Source organism: Actinoplanes sp. NPDC024001, assembly GCF_040638955.1.
Classification (GTDB): domain Bacteria; phylum Actinomycetota; class Actinomycetes; order Mycobacteriales; family Micromonosporaceae; genus Actinoplanes.
Map to the genome: position 1 here is coordinate 1 of NZ_JBEZZB010000352.1, position 2,490 is coordinate 2,490.

The window sequence follows — 2,490 nt, forward strand, 5'->3', positions numbered from 1 at the left end:
CCGATGATCGTGGGAATCGCATAACCCGCGAAATCCACCCCACGCTCCGGATCGAACTTGTCCACCGCCTTGATCAACCCGACCGTCGCGGTCTGGATCAGATCATCGGTCGGCTCACCCCGCCCCGAATACCGGTGAGCGAGGTGACGAGCGAGAGGCAGCCACGCCTCAATCGCCCGGTCCCGAATCTTGGCCCGCTGCCCCGGCGGGGCGACGGCCATCACATTGAGCAGCTCGGAGGCCGTGGTCTCCGGTGTGACCCGCACAGAAGCGGGTACATGGTCGATGAGGGTCATGTACAGGTCCTCCATCAGCGGGCAGAGAGCCGTGCCCGCGCGCGGCGACCGTTCCTTTCCGCAACGCTAGCCGAGAAGCTGAGCCTCGACTAGCCGAAAGTATGAGTGACGTTGCGTGAATGCGGGAACTACGGAGCGGATTCATCCTAAGGTGTCGGCCGCGCGCAGTCCCCGGAGCGGGCGAAATACTGTCGGACCGGCGTGGTAGACACCACCGGTGAGGCACCCGAGCGGAAGAACGGAAAACGGATGACCATCCTCGGCATCGACATCGGCGGCTCCGGCGTGAAGGGCGCACCGGTCGACACCGTGCGCGGTGAGCTGCTCGACGAGCGATTCCGCGTACCCACCCCCCAACCCGCCGACGTGCAGAGCGTCATCGAGGCGGTCGCCGAGGTGGCCGGCAAGTTCGACGGCATCGAGCGGGTCGGCATCACCTTCCCCGGCGTCGTGGTCGACGGCGTGACCCGGTCCGCGGCCAACGTCGACAAGTCCTGGCTCGACGCCCCCGCCGCGCAGCTGTTCGCCGAGCGTCTCGCCATGCCGGTGACCGTGCTCAACGACGCCGACGCCGCCGGCGCGGCCGAGGTCGCCTTCGGCGCCGGCCGGGACCAGCGCGGGCTGATCATGATGGTCACCCTGGGCACCGGCATCGGCACCGCCCTGTTCCTCGACGGCGTCCTGATCCCGAACACCGAGCTCGGCCACCTGGAGCTCGACGGCCGCGACGCCGAGCTGCTCGCCTCCGACCGGGTGCGCGAGGCCGAGGAGCTGAGCTGGGAGCAGTGGGCGCCCCGGGTCGAGCGTTACCTGCGGCACGTCGAGATGCTGCTCTCCCCCCGGCTGTTCATCATCGGCGGCGGCGTGAGCAAGAAGTCGGAGAAGTTCTTCCCGCTCCTCGAGCTGCGCACCCCGATCGTCGCGGCCACGCTGCTCAACAACGCCGGCATCATCGGCGCCGCGGTCAGCGCGGAGCAGGCCGCCGCCGGGCCCGGCCCGCAGGACCCGGGCGCCATCGAGGTGGACGCCGCCGCCCAGGCCGCCCGGCACTGAGGGAGACCCGACATGGCCCGCACCATCGCCACGAACAACCGTGTCGGCCGGCAGGAGCTGCTCGACTTCCTGCGCCCCCGGCACCACGCCATCCTGATGACCACCCGCAAGGACGGGCGCCCGCAGTCCTCGCCGAACACGTGCGGGGTGGACACCGAGGGCCGGATCGTCATCTCCAGCTATCCCGAGCGCGCCAAGGTCGCCAACATCCGCCGCGATCCCCGGGTCACCCTCTGCGTCCTCTCCGACGAGTGGAACGGCCCGTGGGTGCAGGTCGACGGCACCGCCGAGGTCATCGACCTGCCCGACGCGGTGGAGCCCCTGGTGGAGTATTTCCGGGTGATCTCCGGCGAGCACCCGAACTGGGACGAGTACCGGCAGGCCATGCGCGACCAGGGCAAGTGCCTGATCCGGGTGACGATCGAGTTCTGGGGCCCGATCGCCACCGGCGGCTTCCCCGCCCGCCTAGCGGACTAACCGGCACCAGGCCACCGAACGCCCAAGCCGCCGGCGCGACATGCCGTCGCCAGGCCGTGAGACCGTCAGCTCACTAGAGCGCCAGGCCGCCAGGCCGCCAGGCTGCCTGCGCGTCGCCAGGCCGCCTGCGCGCCGCCAGGCCGCCATGCCCGGCTCCGCCGAACCGGGCCTGGCCAAAGGTTCCGCGAGTTTCTTGCTCAGGCACGACGAAGGCCGCGAGGCCGGCGCCCAGGTGGACAGGGCGGCGCCGGCCTCGCGGCCTTCACGACCCCTCCCGCGAGGGGGACGGACTCGCGCACCCGCGTGCGCGCGGTCCAACGGGAGGGGAAAGCAACAAGAAGGGAGCGGAAAGCAGCCAAGAAGAGAAGCCAGGTTTCGAGCGCAACCAGGCACGGATCGCGCCCGCCGGTGTCGAGGGTGCCGAAATCGGCTAGGCGAAGCCGTGGTCGATTCCGGTGCCCTCGACACCGGCGTCAAAGGGCGCGATCCCCGCCGAGCGGAGCGAGGCCAGCAGGCTCAGCGTCCAGGAGGTAGAGCAGGGTGTCGCGGTGCATGGCGGCGATCGGCTCCAGCAGGTCCGGGTGGCGCAGCAGCGCCGCGGCCTCGCGGTCGCGGGCGTCGGGCTGCAGCAGCCGGCGGAACTCGCTGGGCAGGCCGCCGGTGC

3 protein-coding genes and 1 pseudogene are annotated in these 2,490 nt (G+C 70.7%); 2 read left to right on the forward strand and 2 right to left on the reverse strand.

Annotated elements, in window-relative coordinates; genetic code table 11:
* The coding region (locus tag AB0F81_RS51035; protein WP_360211684.1) for a sigma-70 family RNA polymerase sigma factor at positions 1–296 on the reverse strand (296 nt) is incomplete at its 3' end.
* Positions 297–545: 249 nt separating this feature from the next.
* Here AB0F81_RS51035 and ppgK point away from each other — a divergent pair.
* A complete protein-coding gene (gene ppgK / locus AB0F81_RS51040; protein WP_360211686.1) occupies positions 546–1,349 on the forward strand; it encodes a polyphosphate--glucose phosphotransferase in 804 nt (267 codons plus the stop codon).
* A 12-nt stretch (positions 1,350–1,361) separates the two neighbouring features.
* On the forward strand, positions 1,362–1,826 hold the full coding sequence (locus AB0F81_RS51045) for a PPOX class F420-dependent oxidoreductase (protein WP_360211688.1): 465 nt from the start codon (positions 1,362–1,364) through the stop codon (positions 1,824–1,826).
* A 473-nt stretch (positions 1,827–2,299) separates the two neighbouring features.
* Here the strand turns inward: AB0F81_RS51045 and AB0F81_RS51050 are convergent.
* Positions 2,300–2,490 (reverse strand): annotated as a pseudogene (locus AB0F81_RS51050) (hypothetical protein); the annotation flags it as partial.

Coding starts and splice junctions, on each gene's coding strand:
- ppgK (WP_360211686.1), top strand. CDS start 546: ATGACCATCCTCGGCATCGACATCGGCGGCTCCGGCGTGAAGGGCGCA.
- AB0F81_RS51045 (WP_360211688.1), top strand. CDS start 1,362: ATGGCCCGCACCATCGCCACGAACAACCGTGTCGGCCGGCAGGAGCTG.